The sequence below is a fragment of the Gymnodinialimonas ulvae genome, from assembly GCF_037543845.1.
In the GTDB taxonomy this organism is placed as follows: domain Bacteria; phylum Pseudomonadota; class Alphaproteobacteria; order Rhodobacterales; family Rhodobacteraceae; genus Gymnodinialimonas; species Gymnodinialimonas ulvae.
In genome coordinates this window covers 530,538-547,550 of record NZ_JBBIFX010000002.1, presented here as the reverse complement: position 1 = coordinate 547,550, position 17,013 = coordinate 530,538, and the positions used below count along the sequence as shown (strand labels likewise).

The 17,013-nt window shown below is 64.8% G+C and carries 17 protein-coding genes; 1 reads left to right on the top strand and 16 read right to left on the bottom strand.

Annotated features, from left to right (window positions below; translation table 11 throughout):
- Positions 1-90: 90 nt before the first annotated feature.
- From V8J83_RS12575 to V8J83_RS12550, 6 genes are all read right to left on the bottom strand, one after another.
- Complete coding sequence (locus tag V8J83_RS12575) at positions 91-864, bottom strand: SDR family oxidoreductase (protein ID WP_339986734.1); 774 nt, start codon at positions 862-864, stop codon at positions 91-93.
- A gap of 13 nt (positions 865-877) precedes the next feature.
- A complete protein-coding gene (locus V8J83_RS12570; RefSeq protein WP_339986733.1) occupies positions 878-1,822 on the bottom strand; it encodes a calcium/sodium antiporter in 945 nt (314 codons plus the stop codon).
- Positions 1,815-2,018 carry a hypothetical protein gene (locus tag V8J83_RS12565; protein ID WP_339986732.1) on the bottom strand — a complete coding sequence of 68 codons (204 nt, stop codon included), beginning with the start codon at positions 2,016-2,018 and terminating at the stop codon, positions 1,815-1,817. Before V8J83_RS12565 ends, V8J83_RS12570 begins: the two co-directional genes overlap by 8 nt.
- Positions 2,018-2,815: a S49 family peptidase gene (locus tag V8J83_RS12560; protein ID WP_339986731.1), complete on the bottom strand. Its 798-nt coding sequence runs from the start codon at positions 2,813-2,815 to the stop codon at positions 2,018-2,020. The genes V8J83_RS12565 and V8J83_RS12560 overlap by 1 nt, the downstream gene beginning before the upstream one ends.
- A 75-nt stretch (positions 2,816-2,890) precedes the next feature.
- Positions 2,891-4,327 (bottom strand): class I adenylate-forming enzyme family protein, encoded by a 1,437-nt coding sequence (locus tag V8J83_RS12555; RefSeq protein WP_339986730.1) that lies wholly within the window; start codon positions 4,325-4,327, stop codon positions 2,891-2,893.
- Positions 4,324-5,145 carry a fumarylacetoacetate hydrolase family protein gene (locus V8J83_RS12550; RefSeq protein WP_339986729.1) on the bottom strand — a complete coding sequence of 274 codons (822 nt, stop codon included), beginning with the start codon at positions 5,143-5,145 and terminating at the stop codon, positions 4,324-4,326. The genes V8J83_RS12555 and V8J83_RS12550 overlap by 4 nt, the downstream gene beginning before the upstream one ends.
- 68 nt (positions 5,146-5,213) lie before the next feature.
- Between V8J83_RS12550 and V8J83_RS12545 the strand changes: the two genes are divergently transcribed.
- Complete coding sequence (locus V8J83_RS12545; RefSeq protein ID WP_339986728.1) at positions 5,214-6,128, top strand: ribokinase; 915 nt, start codon at positions 5,214-5,216, stop codon at positions 6,126-6,128.
- A 90-nt stretch (positions 6,129-6,218) separates the two neighbouring features.
- Here the strand turns inward: V8J83_RS12545 and V8J83_RS12540 are convergent, their stop codons facing one another.
- The 10 genes from V8J83_RS12540 to V8J83_RS12495 form a co-directional block, all read right to left on the bottom strand.
- Entirely contained in the window at positions 6,219-7,142 is a 924-nt protein-coding gene (locus tag V8J83_RS12540; protein ID WP_339986727.1) for a GT-B fold glycosyltransferase domain-containing protein, read from the bottom strand.
- A 66-nt stretch (positions 7,143-7,208) separates the two neighbouring features.
- Positions 7,209-7,517, bottom strand: coding sequence for a Dabb family protein (locus V8J83_RS12535; protein ID WP_339986726.1), 309 nt, complete (start codon positions 7,515-7,517; stop codon positions 7,209-7,211).
- 5 nt (positions 7,518-7,522) lie between these two features.
- The gene (locus V8J83_RS12530; protein WP_339986725.1) at positions 7,523-8,770 is read right to left on the bottom strand and encodes a glycerate kinase type-2 family protein; all 1,248 of its coding nucleotides are present in this window, start codon (positions 8,768-8,770) and stop codon (positions 7,523-7,525) included.
- Positions 8,767-9,774, bottom strand: coding sequence for a LacI family DNA-binding transcriptional regulator (locus V8J83_RS12525; protein ID WP_339986724.1), 1,008 nt, complete (start codon positions 9,772-9,774; stop codon positions 8,767-8,769). Before V8J83_RS12525 ends, V8J83_RS12530 begins: the two co-directional genes overlap by 4 nt.
- Positions 9,771-10,934 carry a dihydrodipicolinate synthase family protein gene (locus V8J83_RS12520; RefSeq protein WP_339986723.1) on the bottom strand — a complete coding sequence of 388 codons (1,164 nt, stop codon included), beginning with the start codon at positions 10,932-10,934 and terminating at the stop codon, positions 9,771-9,773. The genes V8J83_RS12525 and V8J83_RS12520 overlap by 4 nt, the downstream gene beginning before the upstream one ends.
- Before the next feature lie 3 nt (positions 10,935-10,937).
- Positions 10,938-12,524 carry a GMC family oxidoreductase gene (locus V8J83_RS12515; protein ID WP_339986722.1) on the bottom strand — a complete coding sequence of 529 codons (1,587 nt, stop codon included), beginning with the start codon at positions 12,522-12,524 and terminating at the stop codon, positions 10,938-10,940.
- A gap of 6 nt (positions 12,525-12,530) precedes the next feature.
- Positions 12,531-13,244: a 3-ketoacyl-ACP reductase gene (locus V8J83_RS12510; RefSeq protein WP_339986721.1), complete on the bottom strand. Its 714-nt coding sequence runs from the start codon at positions 13,242-13,244 to the stop codon at positions 12,531-12,533.
- Positions 13,241-14,665, bottom strand: coding sequence for a GMC oxidoreductase (locus V8J83_RS12505; protein WP_339986720.1), 1,425 nt, complete (start codon positions 14,663-14,665; stop codon positions 13,241-13,243). The genes V8J83_RS12510 and V8J83_RS12505 overlap by 4 nt, the downstream gene beginning before the upstream one ends.
- A gap of 11 nt (positions 14,666-14,676) precedes the next feature.
- Positions 14,677-15,444 carry an enoyl-CoA hydratase/isomerase family protein gene (locus V8J83_RS12500; protein WP_339986719.1) on the bottom strand — a complete coding sequence of 256 codons (768 nt, stop codon included), beginning with the start codon at positions 15,442-15,444 and terminating at the stop codon, positions 14,677-14,679.
- On the bottom strand, positions 15,441-17,012 hold the full coding sequence (locus tag V8J83_RS12495) for an acyl CoA:acetate/3-ketoacid CoA transferase (protein WP_339986718.1): 1,572 nt from the start codon (positions 17,010-17,012) through the stop codon (positions 15,441-15,443). The genes V8J83_RS12500 and V8J83_RS12495 overlap by 4 nt, the downstream gene beginning before the upstream one ends.
- Position 17,013: the final 1 nt, after the last annotated feature.

The window sequence follows — 17,013 nt, the reverse complement described above, 5'->3', positions numbered from 1 at the left end:
GCCCTGTATACAGGATGTCATGAAAATTAGACATCGATGTCACGAAACCGTTAAATTTCGCGCTCCGGTGGAAAAGCGTGGCGCGATATTTCATTCGACCCCAACGACATCGGGCGTTTCCCAGGCCAGATGTTGGCCGCCATCGACGCAAATCAGCTGTCCGGTGACGGATTTCGCGGTCAGGAAATAGCGCAGAGCCTCGCAGATTGCCTGCGGATCGGCGCCGCGTTCGAGGATGGTGGCGGCGCGTTGCTTGGCGAAGTGTTCGGCGGATTGACGACCACCCTGCATCGTGGGGCCGGGCCCGATGGCATTGACGCGCGCCTTGGGGGCCAGTGCCTGCGCGGCGGTGCGGGTGAAGGCCCAGAGCCCCATCTTGGCGATGGTGTAGGTCATGAACTCCGGCGTGAGTTTATGGACGCGTTGGTCGAGCATGTTGATCACCAGACCGCGGGCGACGGGTTCGTTGTTGTCGTCGAGGTCGGGACCGGGAAGTTGCGCGGCCAACGCCTGCGTCAGGAGGAACGGCGCGCGCAGGTTCGAGCCGATGTGGCGGTCCCAGGAGCTGCGCGTGGCGGTTTCGATCGTGTCGTGTTCAAAGATCGAGGCGTTGTTGATGAGCACGTCAATGCCGCCAAGGGCGTCGGCTGCGCGGGGCAGAAGGGCTTGGGTGGCGTCCTCGTCCAGCAGGTCGGCCTGCAACGGCACGGCCTTCACACCAAGCGCCCGAATTTCGGCACAGGTGTCTTCGGCGGCCTCCACGCTGCCATTGTAGTGCACGGCGATGTCGTGGCCATGGGTGGCGAGTTCCAGGGCCATGGCGCGGCCCAGCCGTTTCGCGGCGCCGGTTATCAAAGCAGTCATACTGGTGTTCCCCTCAGGTCAGGAGGATCACGATATAGCCCGCATAGAGCGCGGAAAAGGCCAGACCGACACCGCGCCCCATCGGTAGCTTGCGAAACACGAAGGGCAGCAGCACCAAAGATGCGGCGAGCATGACCCAGAGGTCGAATTTGACGATCTCGGGATCGACGGGGATCGGGCCAACAAGCGTGGCAATGCCGATGATCGCAAGAAGGTTGAAGACGTTGGAGCCGATGACGTTGCCGATGGCAACGTCGGCCTGTTTGCGAAAGGCGGCCATGACGGTGGTGGCCAGCTCCGGCAGGGAGGTGCCGACCGCCACGAGTGTGAGGCCGATGACCGTGTCGGAGATGCCGTAGGCGGTCGCGATTTCCGTGGCGCTGTCGATCAGGAGGTTGGCCCCCAGTGGAAGGCCGATGAGCCCGAGAGCCAGGTAGGCGGCGATTTTCCACCATTCCATGTCGGGGTCGGCTTCTTCGAGGTCGCCGGTATCATCGGCATTGGCATTGCGGTGCGCCTTGGCGGAGCGGACGGCGTCGCCGAGCATGATGGCGAGGCCTGCCAGCAGGATCAGGCCATGCCACCAGGTGAGTGGGCCGAGGAAACACAAGGCGATGAAGAGCACCGAAGCGCCCAGCATGAAGACATATTCGCGGCGGGTGTCGGAGGTCGCCCCAAGGCCCGCCAAAAGCGCGGGCACGCCGAGCACCAGAAGGACGTTGGCGGTGTTGGAACCCACGACGTTGCCGAGCGCGAGCCCCGGTACGCCTTCGAGGATGGATTGGATGGAGATCAGCAATTCGGGCGCAGAGGTGCCGAAAGCGACGATGGTGAGCGAAACGATGAGGGCGGGGATGCCGAGGCGCAGGGCCAGGTTGACCGCGCCCTTCACCAGCACGTCACCGGCCAGCAGCAGGATCACCAGGCCGAGGATCGCAAAGCCAAACGCGTCAGCCATTCCCGTCCTCGCGGCACGCGCGGCAGGGGCCGCCACGCAGGTTCATCCGCCCGCAGGTCGGGCAGGTCTTGGGCTTGGGCAACGCGCCGCGTGGCTTGTCTCGGCCCACGCCCTTGGCTCCACCGGGCCAGCGCAACCGCCCGAGCATCGCAAGAACGGCCATGCCGATCAGAAAAAACGTGATGATCTTTATCATCACGAGAGGCCATAGCGCGCATAAAGCGCACGCTCTTGCAGGCCGAGGTCCATGTCTTCCATGACCCGTGTCCCGAACCGCGACAGCAGGCCCTTTTTGGGACCGTGCACCGCGAAACGCACCTTGTCGCCGTAAAGCTCTTTCATCTTGGGCACGACATGGCCGATGCCGTCGGCAAGGCCCAGATCGACGCCTTTCGCGCCGGTCCAGAACGCACCGGTGAAGAGGTCCACATCGGCGAGGCGGTCACCGCGCCGGGTTTTGACATGATCGATGAAGGCGGCGTGAATGTCGCGCTGGATATCCTTGAGGCGGTCGATGTCTTCGGCGCGCTCGGGGCGGAAGGGATCGAGGATCGACTTGTCCTCTCCGGCGGTATGCACGCGCCGTTCGACGCCGATTTTCTGCATCGCCTCAACGAAGCCGAAGCTGGCGGAGATCACGCCGATGGAGCCGACAATGGAGGAGGGATCGACCCAGATGTCATCGCCTGCGCAGGCCAGCCAATAGCCACCGGAGGCGGCGACGTCCTCGACAAAGGCGTGGACGGGGATCTCTTTTTCGGTGGCCAGCCGCCGGATGCGGGCGGCGACCAGTGCCGATTGCACGGGGCTTCCGCCGGGGGAATTGATGACGAGCGCGACGGCCTTGGGCTTGCCCTTGGCAAACGCCTTTTCGATGGCACCGGCCAGGCCCGCATCGCTGATGCCGGAGCGCGCATTGGCGGCAATCGCACCCTGCAGGCGGATCACCGACACCAACGGCTCGGATTTCAGGAAAGGGATGTAGCGTTTCATTGCCCACGCGATGTAGGCCTCTCGCGGGGGGGCAACAAGGCGAGGGGTAGCGATTTCTGCGCCCTGTTGCGGTTCTTACAATCTTTTTCGCAGCTCGGTCTTGAGAACCTTGCCGTAATTGTTCTTCGGCAGCTCGGGCAGCGCGATATAGGTCTTGGGCCGTTTGAAGCGCGCGATCGCGTCGAGACAGTGGGCGTCGAGGGCGGCTTCATCCAGATCGGTACAGACGACAAAGGCCACGACATCTTCGCCCCATTCGGCGCTGGGGCGGCCCACGACGGAGACTTCGATCACCGAAGGATGGGTCAAAAGCGCCTCTTCCACCTCGCGTGGGTAGATGTTGGTGCCCCCCGAGATGATCACATCCTTGGAGCGGTCTTGCAGGGTCAGGTAGCCGTCGGGATCCAGCCGCCCGACATCGCCGGTCAAGAGCCAGCCGTCTTTGAGGGTGGCGGCGGTGGCGGTGGGGTTTTGCCAATAGCCGGGCATGACGGGCGCACCTTTGACCATGATCTCGCCGATCTCGCCGGGCGGGGCATCAATGGCGACCTCGACCAGGGATTGCGCGCGTCCGACAGAGAGCAGGCGGTGGGCCCAGTTCGGATGGCTGCGGTCGGCGACATCGGCGCGGCTGAGCGCGGTGATGGCCATGGGGCATTCGCCCTGCCCGTAGATCTGCACGAATTTGGGGCCCATGACGCGGACCGCCTCTTCGATATCGGCGCGGTACATCGGGCCACCGCCGTAGACGATGGTCTTGATGCCTTCCCCGGTCTCGCCCCGGGCCTTGGCCGTATCGAGAAGACGGTGGACCATGGTGGGCGCGAGGAACATGGAGGTGGGGCCATGGGTTTTCGACAGGTCGAGGACCTCGCCCGCGTCGAACCCGCCCGAGCGCGGCGCGATATGGCGCGCGCCCATGCGCACGTGGATGGGCGCGTAGACGCCTGCGCCATGGCTCATGGGCGCGGCATAGAGAGCGGCGTCTTGCGGCGTGACCGGGTCGACGTCGATGGGATAGCAGGTGGAGGTGGCGGCGAGCATGCCATGGGTGATCTGCACGCCCTTGGGTTTGCCGGTGGTCCCGGAGGTGTAGAAAAGCCAAGCGAGATCAGAGGGATCGCGCGCGGCGCACGGGATCGGGTCGGCAGAGAGGCTGCCCATGGCGATGGCATTGGGGGCCTCCATCCCCTTGCCGGTGAAGCAGAGCGTTGCGCCCGCGTCGGACAGGATGAAGGCGGCTTCCTTGGGGTGGAGCTTGGCGTTGACCGGCACGGCGACGGCCCCCGCCCACCAGATGCCGAACATCGCAATCAGGTAATCGGGGGCGTTCTTGGCGAAAATGCCGACGCGCGCGCCCGGGGCGATGCCATGGGCCATAAGACCACCGGCCAGGCGCGCGGCCCGGTCGGCGAATTGCGCATAGGTGGCAACGTGGGTGTCACCCAGCATAAGTGCCGGAGTGTCTCCGCGCACCGCAGCGGTCCGGGCAAGCCAGACCGCGATATTCATGACGCGCGCACCGGTAGGATTTGTTCGCCAAGGCCGTCGATGCCAAGGCGCATTTCCTGCCCGTCGCGCAGGAAAACCTGCGGAGATTTGCCCATGCCGACACCCGGAGGCGTGCCGGTTGTGATCAGGTCGCCGGGCTCCAACGTCATGAAACGGCTGATGTATTCGACAAGGAAGGCGGGTTTGAAGATCATCGTGTCGGTATTGCCGTCCTGCATCCGGTCGCCATCCACGTCGAGCCAGATACCGCGGCCCGTGGGGTCGGTGATTTCATCCGCCGTGACCATCCAGGGCCCAATCGGCGCGAAGGTGTCGCAGCTTTTGCCCTTGGTCCATTGGCCGCCCATCTCTTGCTGATAGGCGCGCTCGGAGATGTCGTTGACGACGCAATAGCCCGCGATATGCGCGGCCCCGTCGGAGGTGTGTTTGGCGGCCCGGCCAATGATGATCCCAAGCTCGACCTCCCAATCGGTCCTTTGGCTGCCCGGCGGCAGGATAACCGGATCGGTGGGGCCGGAAATCGCGGTGGTGGCCTTCATGAACAGGACCGGTTCGGTGGGCACGTCCCAGCCACCTTCGGCCGCGTGATCGGCATAGTTGAGCCCGACGCAGACCAGCTTGCCGGGCCGCGCGATGCAGGGGCCAAGGCGCGTCTGGTGGGGCACTTCCGGCAACGCGTCGATGTCGAAGGCGGGGATATTGGCGAGCATGGCGCCGTCGATATCGGTGACGATCCCGCTGAGGTCGCGGATGGTTCCGCTTGCGTCGAGAACGCCGGGGTTTTCGGCCCCTGCTTCCCCCCATCTGACAAAGCGCATCTGTGTCTCCCTTGAATAGTTTGGCCGCATCATGCTTCGCTGCGCGGGTAAGGGAAAGAGGGGTCGTTATGGCGGATATCATCATCCTCGGGATCTTTGTGGCCGACGCCGCGTATCGCACGGAGAAGATGCCTGTGGTGGGCCAAACCCTGCTTGGGACCGGGTTTCAGCTTGGCCCCGGCGGCAAGGGGTCGAACCAGGCGGTCGCGGCGGCGAAGGCGGGGGGCGACGTGGGCTTTCTCAGCCGGATCGGGGCGGACACGTTCGGGCAAATGGGCCGCGACGTGTGGGCCAAGGCGGGGGTTCAGTCGATGGTGATTGAAGACGCGGCGCGGCCCACGGGATCGGCGGGCATCTTCATCGAAGAGGCGACGGGCCAGAACGCGATTGTGGTCGTGCCGGGCGCGGCGGACGCGTTGAGCGGCGCGGATGTGGAGGCGCGCGCGGCGGAGATTGCGGGGGCGAAGGTCGCCATGACGCAGTTGGAGCAACCGATGGACGCGGCGCTGCAGTTTCTGGAGATCGCGGCGGGGGCCGGGGTGACGACGATCCTGAACCCCGCACCGGCGGCGGACTTGCCGGACGGGATGTTGGCCCTGTGTGACTACGTGACACCGAATGAGACCGAGGCCAAGGAGTTGACCGGGTGCCGGGTCACGGGGCCAGACGATGCGATTGCGGCGGCCAAGGCGCTGCTGGCCAAAGGTGTGCGGAAGGGCGCGTTGATCACCTTGGGCGCGCACGGGTCGCTGTTCTGGGATGGGGCGCGGGCCATACACACGGCCCCGATGAAGGCCGGGCCGGTGGTGGACACGACCGGGGCGGGCGATGCGTTCAACGGCGGGTTCGCCACGGCGCTGGCGGCGGGGCAACCATTGGATGACGCTTTGCGGTTCGCAACCGCAACGGCGGCGCTTTCGGTGACAAAACACGGCACGGCGGCGTCCATGCCGTCGCGGGCGGAGATCAACGGCTTGCTCTGACGCGCTCTTTCATCTTGCCAGAAAAACCTCGGGGGGACGCGTTCTTTCCCTTGGGAAAGGGCGCGTAAGGGGGCAGCGCCCCCAACCGACCTATCCGTTTTCCGGAACGGCGTCTGGCGCAGAATCCACCTCAGCCACCCAATCGGCGATGCCGTCACGATGCGCGGCCGGCGTGGTCTCAAGCAGCATCTCGCGCAGGCCGGACCATTGCGGCGCCTGGGCGAGAAACCGCATGCGGTGGTAATGCAGGATCACCGCGTCGGGCGTGGTGGCGTAATCGCCGCGATGCGACAGCGAATAATTGTGCATCTCATCCAGAACCCGGACCTTGTAGCCAAAGCGTTTGACGGTCAGCGGCAGGCTGATCTGATCGAGCCAAGGGCGCTTGTTTGCAATCTTGCAGCCCCGGTCAAAGTCCAGCGCGGTGTCGCGCCAATGATCGGCGAAGCGGCGGCCATCCTCGGGATGCTGCGCCTCGGGAAAAGCGACGAACCCGGCGTTGAAATAGGGCGGATATTGCACCCGGCCGCCGCGCAGAAGCCGCACACGTTCCGTCGGTACGGGCATGTCGAAATGCGCGTAGGCCCGGGCCCAGCGATCATTCTTGTCACCCCATGTCGGGCGGCCCTCGGGTGCTGCGGCAATGGTGTCGGGGGCGAGATCCATGAACTCCGCCAGACTGCGGGTGCAGGCCATATCGGTATCGAGGAAGATCGAATGCGTGGTGCCGCGATCATCGCAGGCGGCGACGATCTTGTTGCCGTGCGGATAGGGTTTGTTCCATTGCGGTGGCTTGGGCAGCGCGCGCAATTCGACGCCGCAGACGTCGAACATGGCGTGGGTCATATCGCGGAACTCAGGGCGATGGGCGTCGGAGACATAGGCGAATTTCCGGACGCGCATATCGCCCGCATGCGCCGTGTGGAGGCTGGCGGCAAGAAGCCAGGATTGCTTTTCCAGGCGCAGCCCGTCGGCGACGAAGAAAAGCCCCAGCGATGATGTCGGATCGGCCATGGCGGTGTGTCCCGCGATTTGCGCTGCTCTGCAGGCACCCTGCCCCGGATCGGGCGGCTTCGCCAGTCAGACCGCGAGATCGGAGACGAAAATTCCATCCGCGCCGCCTTTGCAATGGGTCACGAGCAGTGCGCCCGCGCGTTGGTGGTCAGGGTTGGCGGCGTAAGCCTCCAAAGCGGCGCGGTCCGTGAAATGGCACGTGAAGCCGTAGGTATAGGCCTGCGATTTGGCTTCGAAGTCCCGGTTCGGGCCATGGTGGAAGGCGAGCATGCCAGGCAGCGTTTCGGCGAGCTGAGCGAGGATTTGCATCGCCGCGTCGAAGGCGGATTGCGATGCGTCGGAGGCGGGGTTCAGAAGGACGGTGTGGATCAGCATATCGGTCAATCCCGGGGTGTTTCCGGGCCGACGAAGATGGCGCGGAAATCGTTGACGTTGGTGAGGGTCGGGCCGGGCACGACCTGATCGTTGATGGCGGCGAAAAAGCTATGTGCGTCATTGCGGTCGAGGGCTGATTGCGGGTCGATCCCGGCGGCGCGGGCTTTGGCGAGCGTGTCGGGTCCGATCACGGCACCTGCCACCTCTGCCGCGCCGTCGACGCCGTCGGTGTCACAGGCCAGCGCGTGAATGCCCGGCGCACCGTCCAGTGCAATGGCAAGCGCCAGTGCATATTCCGCGTTGGGCCCGCCGATCCCGTCGCCGCGCCGCGTCACCGTCAATTCACCGCCCGACAGGATCAGCGTACCGGGGGCAGCGGAGCGGGCAAGGTCGGCATGGCCGGCGGCGATATCGCGGGCCTCGCCCTCCACGGCGTCGCCAAGGATTTGCGCGTCATAGCCCTGCGCCCGCGCCATGTCCGCCGCGGCGGCGAGCGATTGCGAGGGGGCGGCGTAGATCACGTTTTCAACCCGCGACAGGCGTGGATCATCGGGTAGGACCGGATCGCCGCCCTTTTCGAGATAGGCCTTGATCGACGCGGGCGGGACAACGCCCCAGTGATCCAACGCTTTGAGCGCGCGTTTGGCGGAACCGGTGTTGCCCACGGTTGGACCGCTGGCGATGTCGCCGGGGTGATCGCCGGGCACGTCGGAAATCATCAGCGCCAACATGCGGGCGGGGTAAGCGGCGGCGGCCAGCCGCCCGCCTTTGACGGCGGACAGTTCCTTTCGGATGCCGTTGATCTCGCCAATCGGCGCGCCGGAGGCCAGCAGCGCCTGCGTCAGGGATTGCTTTTCCTCCAACGTGATGTCGCCTGCGGGCGCGATCAGGAGTGCGGAGCCTCCGCCGGAAATCAGGGCGAGGACGAAGTCACCTTCGCCAACGCTTTCGAGACGGGCCAAAAGGCGTTTGGTGGCGACCTCGCCCGCCGCGTCGGGGACGGGATGGGCGGCTTCGACGATTTCGATACCCTGGCACGGGCGGGCGTAGCCATACCGGGTGATGACCAGCCCCTCGCACGGGCCCCATTCGGCCTCCACCGCTTCGGCCATGCGCGCGCTGGCCTTGCCCGCACCGATCACAAGGACCCGGCCCGCGGGTTTTGGCGGCAGGGCGGCGGCGAGCGATTGCATCGGGTCGGCGACTTCTACGGCACGGGCAAAGAGCGCGCGCAGGAACGTTTCAGGGGTCATGGCAGGCGTCCAGTGCTGGAGGTGCGGGCAACAAGATCGACGGGCGCGCGTTCCTCGGGCGGGGGCACCGTGCCGTCCTGCATCCACGCCAGAAGCCGGTCGGCGGTGGTGCGCGCAAAGCCGTCGATGTCGCAGGCCACGGAGCTGATCTGCGGCCAGACCAAAGCGCATTCTTCGATGTCGTCAAAGCCCACGATACGGAAATCCTGTCCAAGCGTCGTGCCCGCCCGCGCGAAACCCGCGTGCAGGCCCAGAGCCACGAGATCGTTGAAACAGACCGCAGCATCGGCGCCCGCGTCAAGAAGGGATTGGGCGGTTAGCATGCCGAACGCACGGCTTGACCGGCCATGGAAGGTCAGGGGCACGGTCTGAGCGCGCGTCATTTCGGCGAGGTAGCCGGATTTTCGCTCTGCGGTGATCGCGGCGCCGTCGATGCCGCCGACAAAGGCGATGCGTTGACTGCCCTGGTTGATCAGGTGCCGCGTGGCGCGGGCAGACCCGGCGGCATAGTCGAAGCTGGCGAAGGGAAAGCGGTCGGTGCGGGTGTCGGTCTGTCGCAGGACCTGTATCGTGGGCAGGTTGGCATGTGCGAGTTGATCGAACGTTGCCGCACCAGACCCGTAAGCGGGCGAGACGACCAGCGCCGAGACACCATGTTCGATCATCGAGCCCACGAGTTTGGCTTGCAAATCAGTATCTTCGTCAGAATTGGCGATGACGGTGGCGAAGCCTTTGGCGGCGAGTGTCATTTGCAGGACGGTGGCGAATTCGGTGAAGAACGGGTTGCGCAGGTCGTTGATGACAAGGCCCACGAGACCCGCGGACTGCGAGCGCATCTGCGCGGCGGCGCGGTTGTAGACATAGCCGATCTCGGCCATCGCATTGCGCACGGCCCGGCGGGTTTCGTCCTTCACCTGGGTGGAATTCTGCAGGACGAGGGAAACGGTGGACTTGGACACGCCCGCCTTGGCCGCAACATCGAGGATCGTCGGGCGGCGAGTCATGCGTCTATCCCGTGCAGCGCCAGAAGGTGCGACATGCGGTGGGTGGCGATGTCGGGGTTGATGAGCAGGCGGGCTTGGTCGGCAAGACGGAAGACCTGCGCGTAATGGGTGATCTCGCGCGCGGATTGGAACCCCGCGGGCATGATGAAATGCGGTTGGTGGCCATTGAGCCAGGCGAGGAACGCAATGCCCGCCTTGTAGAATTGCGTCGGCGCTTTGAAGATCTCGCGGCTCAGGGGCACGGTGGGGGCAAGCAGCGCATGATAGGTTTGCGTGTCGTTTCGGGCCAAGGCTTCGAGCGCCTGCGCAGCGGCGGGGGCGATGGCTGCGAAGATGCCGAGAAGCGCGTGGGAATAATGCGTGCCGTCTCCGATCATCAGCTCGGCGTAATTGAAATCGTCGCCGGTGTAGAGGCGGACGCCCTTGGGCAGTTGGGCGCGGAAGGCCTCTTCATGGGATTGATCCAGAAGTGAGATTTTGATGCCGTCGATCTTGGCGGCATTGCGGGTGATGAGATCGAGGACGGTGGCATTTGCCGCAGCAATATCGGAGGCGCCCCAATATCCCGTAAGCGCGGGGTCAAACATCGGCCCGAGCCAATGCAGGATCACAGGCGCGGAGGCCTGCGCGATGAGATCGTCGTAGAGATAGGCATAGGTGTCCGGGCTCGCGCCGATGACGGGCAGCGCGCGGGTGGCCATGAGGATGAGTTGGCCGCCCTCGGCCTCGATGGTCTCCATCTGCGTCAGGTAGGCCGCACGGATGGCGTCGGGCGTTGTTAGTTCTTCTACAGAAACATGATCCGTTCCTGCCCCACAAGCGACGCGGGGCTTGGCGGGATGGGCCTTGGCCGCGCGCATCGTACGGATGATCAATTCCTGCGCCGTTTCCCAGTCGACGCCCATGCCGCGCTGTGCGGTGTCCATGGCCTCGGCGAGACCAAGTCCCTGATCCCAGAGGGTTTCGCGGAAGCGTAGGGTGGCGTCCCAATCGACGGCGGGGCGACCGACCCATGGGTCCCATTCGGCCATTGGGTCGCTCACGATATGAGCGGCGGCGAAGGCGGTGCGGGTCAGCGGCACCTTCGGCGCGCGGGGCGTGAGCGGGTCGCTTTGCAGCGTGTAGTCTTCAAGCGTTCCGGTACTGGTGGGGAGTTTCATCGGTCAGATCCCATGATCTTCGCGGATCATGTCGGCGGCCTTTTCGCCGATCATGATCGTGGGCGCGTTTGTGTTGGAAGAAACGACACTGGGCATGATGGAGGCATCGGCGACGCGGAGTTTTTCGATCCCGTTGAAGGTCAGACGGGGCGTGACAACGGCGCTCTCGCCCGTCCCCATCGCGCAGGTTCCGGCGCAATGGTGCGAGGTCTTGGAATGTTGGCAGATGAAGTTGAAATAATCGTCGTCCGTCTGCACGTCCGGTCCGGGAAGGCGTTCGGCCTTGATGAAGGGCTTGAGAGGTTCTTGTGCAAGAATTAATTGCGTGAGTTTGAGACCCCGGATCGACATGGCGCGGTCCTGCGGATCGGCGCAGTAATTGGGATCGATCAAGGGGGGCATGGTGGGGTTTGCGGATTGCAGGCGGACAGTGCCGCGCGAGCGCGGGCGCAGGTAGCAGGAATTGAGCGTGACGCCGCCTTCGGGCATGGCAGCCACGCCCGCCTCGATCCCGGTGCCAAGACCAAGGTGGAGTTGCAGGTCGGGGGAGCGGGCATTTTCGTCGGCGTACCAGAAACCGCCGGTTTCAAAGAGACTTGAAGCGACAGGGCCTTTGCGGGTGAAGAGATATTGCAGGGCTGCCAGCGCGCTGAGGTGCGGTTTTGCGAAGCGGTCGTAGGTGTGGGGTCCGGAAACCTCGGCGATGCAATAGAGATCGAGGTGGTCTTGGAGGTTCGCGCCCACCTGCGCCTGGTCGAGCGTCACATCGATCCCGAGCGCGCGGAGGTCATCGGCGGGGCCGATGCCGGAGAGTTGCAGAAGGCGCGGCGAGCCGATGGCGCCGGAGGACAGGATCACCTCGGTCCCCGCGTGGATCAGGGACCGGTCGAGGAGTTCGACGCCCGTGGCGCGCCCCTTTTCCAAGATGAGACGCCGGACCTGCGCGCCGAGTTTCACGGTCAAGTTCGGGCGGCGTTTGTTGGGGTGCAGGAACGCCATCGCGGCGGAGGACCGGCGAGCGTTTTTCTGCGTCAGCTGATAGAAGGCGGCGCCCTCCTGCACCTCTCCGGTGACATCGGGATTCAAGGGAATGCCAAGCGCTTGCGCCGCCTCGAAATAGGCGTCGCAGATCGGCAGGGGGGCGGCCGGTCTTGAGACGCCCAATGGGCCTTCCTGGCCGTGATAGCGCCCTGAAAAGCTGTCGTTGCCCTCGGATTTGCGGAAATAGGGGAGCACATCTTCATAAGCCCACCCGGTGCAGCCCTGCTGCCGCCATTCGTCGTAATCAAGGGGGTGGCCGCGGGTGTAGATCTGCGCGTTGATCGCGGAGCCACCGCCGATCACCTTGGCCTGCGTATAGGTGAAAACCTTGTTTTGCATGTGTTTTTGCGGCGTCGTCGTCCAGCCCCACGACCCGATGCCCTTGGTCATCTTGGCAAAGCCCGCGGGCAGATGAAAGAACGGGTAGCGGTCGGAGCCTCCGGCCTCAAGCAGACATACGGAGACGTCGGGATTTTCCGACAGGCGCGACGCGATGACCGAGCCCGCCGAGCCGCCGCCGATGATCACGAAGTCGTAGGATTCGGACATGGCGGCCTAGAACCTTTCGATGGACATGCCGCCGTCGACCGGGATCACGGCCCCCGTCGAATAGGCGAAATCACCGCGTGCCAGCGGGACCATGACCGCGCCTATATCGGCGGGCTGTCCCCACCGGGCCTGCGGGATCAGGTCGGGGATGCGGGCGGTGTAGCGATCGGCGACGGGCGCGGTCATGGGCGATGCGATGATTCCGGGGCGGATGTCGTAGACGCCGATGCCGTCGGTCGCAAGGCGCAGTGCGAAGGCCTGCACCAGAGCGGCGGTGGCAGCTTTGGAGGCGTTGTATTCGGCGCGATCGGGGTTCGACATCGTGGCGCTGACGGAGGTGATGAAGGAGATCGAGCGGAACGGGTCGGCCGGTTGGATCAGCATGCGGCGCGCAACTTCTTGTGCAAGAAAGAAAGCGCCACGGGTGTTGATGTCGATGCAGCGGTCGAAGCTTTCGGGGGTCATATCGAGTAGGTCACCGCGACTGAGCGCGCCGACGCCCGCGTTGGAGACGAAGGTGGTGACCGGGCCGACTGCGTCGAGCAACGCGGGGATCGCGTCGAGGTAGCGGACGTCGTGTTGGTGGTAGGTGGCGTCGAACGGAAGATCGGCGGTGGGCGGCTCGGACGCGATGGCGATGCGCCAGCCCGCATCATGCAACGCCTGCGCGATGCCAAGGCCGATGCCCTGTTGGCCACCTGTGATGAGGGCTGTTTTCATGGCATATTCCTCAGGTGATCCGCTTGCCGCAACGCAAGGGCCGCAATGGTGAGGGACGGGTTCACCGCGGCAGAGGTCGGCAGCAGGGACGCATCGCAGATGTAGAGGTTGTCGAGATCGTGGGCCTTGCCGATAGGGTCGCAAACGGAGTGGGCGGGATCATCGCCCAACCGCGCGGTGCCACATTGGTGGGAGGGCGTACGACGGTCGAAGGCGCGCGACAGCACAACGGGAAAGCCCGCACGGCGCAGCCCTTCCTTGAGCTTGGCCACCAGCGACAGATGCGCGTCCCAATTGGAGCGTTTCCAGTCAAGCACGATATCGTCGCCGCGCAGAGTGATGCGGCTTTCGGGGTTAGGTCGGTCTTCGGACATGGCATAGAAATCGATGGCATGGTTGGCGATCAGGGCCGCAAACGGGCGCGGCAGGCCGGTCTGCGCGGCAAGGATCGGGGTAGAGACGCGACCCAGAAGCTGCACGTTGCCAAGGCCGTCGCCATACCAATCGTTGACCTGCAATGTCTTCTGGTAGATCGCACGATTACGCCGGTGGCTGAGCGCAAGAACGGCGCTCGTGTTGTGGTTCATGAAATTGCGCCCAACCTGATCGGAGCGGTTGGCAAGGCCGGTCGGGTGCGTGTCATTGGCCGAGCGGAGCAGGAGGGCTGCGGTGTGTACGGCGCCTGCGGCCAGGACGATGCGCGGTGCGGTCAGACGGCCTGCGGAGGTCAAGAGGCCTGTGATGCGGGCACCGTCGGCTTCGACCTGATGCACGGAAACGTTGGTGCGCAGCGTGATGTCCGGGTCGTCCAAAGCGCAGGCCAGCGCCGCGCTTTCCGCGTCAAGTTTACCGCCATTGGTGTCGGGATGGGCGTCCCATGGGGTCGACGCGCGGGCAAGCCAACGGTCAAGATCCACAGCCAACGGAAGCGGCGACGGTGTCAGGCCCGCGCGTTTCAGGCGGCGGGAAAGGTCAGCAATCTCGGGCTCGTGCGGGACGGGAGGATGGGGATAAGGCGCGTCATGGGGCGGTTCGGTCGGATCCGCCATGGCGTCGCCGCGCACCTGATAAAGCGCCTCGGCGCGGGTGTAGAAGGCCGCAAGCGTCGCGTGATCCAGCGGCCAGCGCGCGAAATCCGCCTCGCGGTAGCGGATCATCACCGCGCCGTAGAACTTCGAATTGCCGCCAACGCAGGCGTAGTTGCCCGGGTTGAAGCGGGTGCCTTCGGGGGTCAGCCAGGTCTCGTCGGGGCGGTAATGGCCATCGCGAAAGATCGCCTCGGGATCGCGGGCCTCGGGCGTGTCTTTCAGATGAACGCCGCCTTCAAGGATAAGTACGCGCAGGCCGGAGCCCTTGAGCCCCGCCGCAAGGGTCGCGCCGCCCATGCCGGAGCCGACGATGATGATATCCGCATCGCTCATGTCGCGCTTGATCAGCTCCCCGGAAACTCTGGTTTGCGCTTGTCTTTGAAGCTGGCCACGCCCTCGGCGCGGTCGCGTGTTGCGCCAATCATGCCGCCGCCAAGCGCTTCGATCAGGGCCGCACGGTCTTCGCCGACGGCGGCGTGGATCTGGTATTTGGCGACCTCATGGGCGCGCGGAGACGCCGTGGCGGCTTGCACAGCGATGTGCATGGCGGTCGCGAGCGTATCTTCGGCGATCTCGGCCACAAAGCCCAGGGACCAGGCCTTGTCGGCCGTGAGCTTGCGCCCGAAGAGGGCCATTTCTTTGACGGTCGGCTCGGGCAGAAGCCGCAGCAGGCGGTTGGTGCCGCCCCAGCCGGGTACGATGCCGACCTGCGCTTCGGGCAGGGCCAACGTGGCCATGGGGGCCATGACGCGGATATCGGCGCAGGCGGCAAGCTCCAACCCGCCGCCGATGGCAGGGGCGTGGATCGCCGCGATGGTCGGGATCGACAGACGCGCGAACCGATCAAAAATGCGGTGCCCTTCGCGGACCCAATTACGCGCGAAGTCCGTCGGGCTGAGCGCGCCCCAGGCCTTGATGTCGGCCCCGGCGCAGAAGGCGCGGTCGCCGTCGCCCGAAAGGATCACCGCGCTGATTTGCGGACTACGTTCGAGGATGGCGCAGGCCTGTTCCAGCTGCGCCAGCATGTCGATTGTGAGCGCGTTGAGTTTGGACGGATTGTCCAGTCGGAGGTGGGCGATGACCCCGTCGATATCAAGGTGAACAGCGCTCATAGGACGAGACCCATGGGCGCGTCGTTCAGGAGGGACAGCGGCATGGTGATGGCGTCGTCCGCGACGGCTACGCGACCTTCGGAGGCGTCGATGATATCGCGCTGCGGGTCGATGCCCGGCATTATTTCATGGGCGACGAGGCCCTTATCGCCCAACCGCATGACGCAGCGTTCGGTGATATAGAGCACATTCGCCCCACGGGCACGGGCGCGGCGACCGGGGAACGTGACGTGTTCGACGGCCTCGACCATCTTGGTGAATTTGCCGGGGCGGGTGACGCGAAGGCCAGTCTCGGTCAGGTCCAACTGCGCGGCGGCTTCGAAATAGCCGGAAAAGACGATCTTTTTGGCATGGGCCGTGATGTCGACAAAGCCGCCGCAGCCGGCGGTCAGGTAGGGCTTCTTGCCGAGCTTGGAGACATTGACGTTGCCGTCCACGTCGACCTCCATGAACGATAGGAACGACACGTCGAACCCACCGCCCTGGAAATAGGTGAACTGGTTCGGGCTTGGCACAAAGGCGTCCGCGTTCGAGGCGCAGCCAAAGGCGAAGCCGGTGAGCGGCATGCCCCCCACAGCGCCCTGTTCTATGGCCCATGTGACGGACTGTTCGGCGCCTTCTTCTAGCAGAATACGGGGCACCATGGCGGAGATGCCGAAGCCGAGGTTGGCGGTCATGCCGCGCTTGAGTTCCATCGCGGCGCGACGCGCGATGATTTTCTCGACGCCATGATCGGCGAGAGAGAAAGACGCCCAAGGCCGCATGACTTCGCCGGAGATGGCAGGGTCATAGGGGGTTTCGGTGGTCTGTTTCTGATCGGGGGCGAGCACGATCAGGTCCACGAGGTGGCCGGGCACGTGAACGTCGTGGGGGCGCAGCGACCCGGCGGCGGTCATGCGCTTGACCTGCGCGATGACAAGGCCGCCGTGGTTGCGGGTGGCGATGGCCTGATCCAATCCACCGAGATAGGCGCCCTCGTGTTCATAGGTGAGGTTACCGTTTTCATCGGCTGTGGTGGCGCGGATGATGGCCACGTTGGGGGTGATATTGGGGAAGTGCAGCCATGTGTCGCCGGCAAATTCGGTGCGGTGGACGATCGGGGACTCGGCGGCGCGCGCATTCATGGCGCAACCTTCGCGGATCGGGTCCACAAAGGTTTCCAATCCCACTTGTGTCAACACGCCGGGGCGGCGGGCGGCCACGTCGCGGTGCATGTCAAACAGAATGCCAGAGGGCACATTATAGGCCGCGACGCGGTCTTCGACGACCATCTGCCAGATCGCGGGCATCGGCAGCGACGAAGGCCCGGACGGGTAGGATCCGCCGATGATGCGCGCGAGCAGGCCGTCCTTGGCGATATGATCGACGCCTTTGACGCCATACATGTCACCCGCCGCGATGGGGTGGATCGTGGTAAGGTTTCGCGGCACGCCTTCCGTGTCGAAGCGGTCTCCGAGAGCTTGCAGAACAGCGTCGGGACAACCCAATGCGGAAGAACTTGAGACCGTAATCACCGCGTTGTCGGTGATGCGGGCGACGGCCTCGGCGGCGGTAACGAGCTTGGACATG

Coding starts and splice junctions, on each gene's coding strand:
- V8J83_RS12575 (WP_339986734.1), bottom strand. CDS start 864: ATGACTGCTTTGATAACCGGCGCCGCGAAACGGCTGGGCCGCGCCATG.
- V8J83_RS12570 (WP_339986733.1), bottom strand. CDS start 1,822: ATGGCTGACGCGTTTGGCTTTGCGATCCTCGGCCTGGTGATCCTGCTG.
- V8J83_RS12565 (WP_339986732.1), bottom strand. CDS start 2,018: ATGATAAAGATCATCACGTTTTTTCTGATCGGCATGGCCGTTCTTGCG.
- V8J83_RS12560 (WP_339986731.1), bottom strand. CDS start 2,815: ATGAAACGCTACATCCCTTTCCTGAAATCCGAGCCGTTGGTGTCGGTG.
- V8J83_RS12555 (WP_339986730.1), bottom strand. CDS start 4,327: ATGAATATCGCGGTCTGGCTTGCCCGGACCGCTGCGGTGCGCGGAGAC.
- V8J83_RS12550 (WP_339986729.1), bottom strand. CDS start 5,145: ATGCGCTTTGTCAGATGGGGGGAAGCAGGGGCCGAAAACCCCGGCGTT.
- V8J83_RS12545 (WP_339986728.1), top strand. CDS start 5,214: ATGGCGGATATCATCATCCTCGGGATCTTTGTGGCCGACGCCGCGTAT.
- V8J83_RS12540 (WP_339986727.1), bottom strand. CDS start 7,142: ATGGCCGATCCGACATCATCGCTGGGGCTTTTCTTCGTCGCCGACGGG.
- V8J83_RS12535 (WP_339986726.1), bottom strand. CDS start 7,517: ATGCTGATCCACACCGTCCTTCTGAACCCCGCCTCCGACGCATCGCAA.
- V8J83_RS12530 (WP_339986725.1), bottom strand. CDS start 8,770: ATGACCCCTGAAACGTTCCTGCGCGCGCTCTTTGCCCGTGCCGTAGAA.
- V8J83_RS12525 (WP_339986724.1), bottom strand. CDS start 9,774: ATGACTCGCCGCCCGACGATCCTCGATGTTGCGGCCAAGGCGGGCGTG.
- V8J83_RS12520 (WP_339986723.1), bottom strand. CDS start 10,934: ATGAAACTCCCCACCAGTACCGGAACGCTTGAAGACTACACGCTGCAA.
- V8J83_RS12515 (WP_339986722.1), bottom strand. CDS start 12,524: ATGTCCGAATCCTACGACTTCGTGATCATCGGCGGCGGCTCGGCGGGC.
- V8J83_RS12510 (WP_339986721.1), bottom strand. CDS start 13,244: ATGAAAACAGCCCTCATCACAGGTGGCCAACAGGGCATCGGCCTTGGC.
- V8J83_RS12505 (WP_339986720.1), bottom strand. CDS start 14,665: ATGAGCGATGCGGATATCATCATCGTCGGCTCCGGCATGGGCGGCGCG.
- V8J83_RS12500 (WP_339986719.1), bottom strand. CDS start 15,444: ATGAGCGCTGTTCACCTTGATATCGACGGGGTCATCGCCCACCTCCGA.
- V8J83_RS12495 (WP_339986718.1), bottom strand. CDS start 17,012: ATGTCCAAGCTCGTTACCGCCGCCGAGGCCGTCGCCCGCATCACCGAC.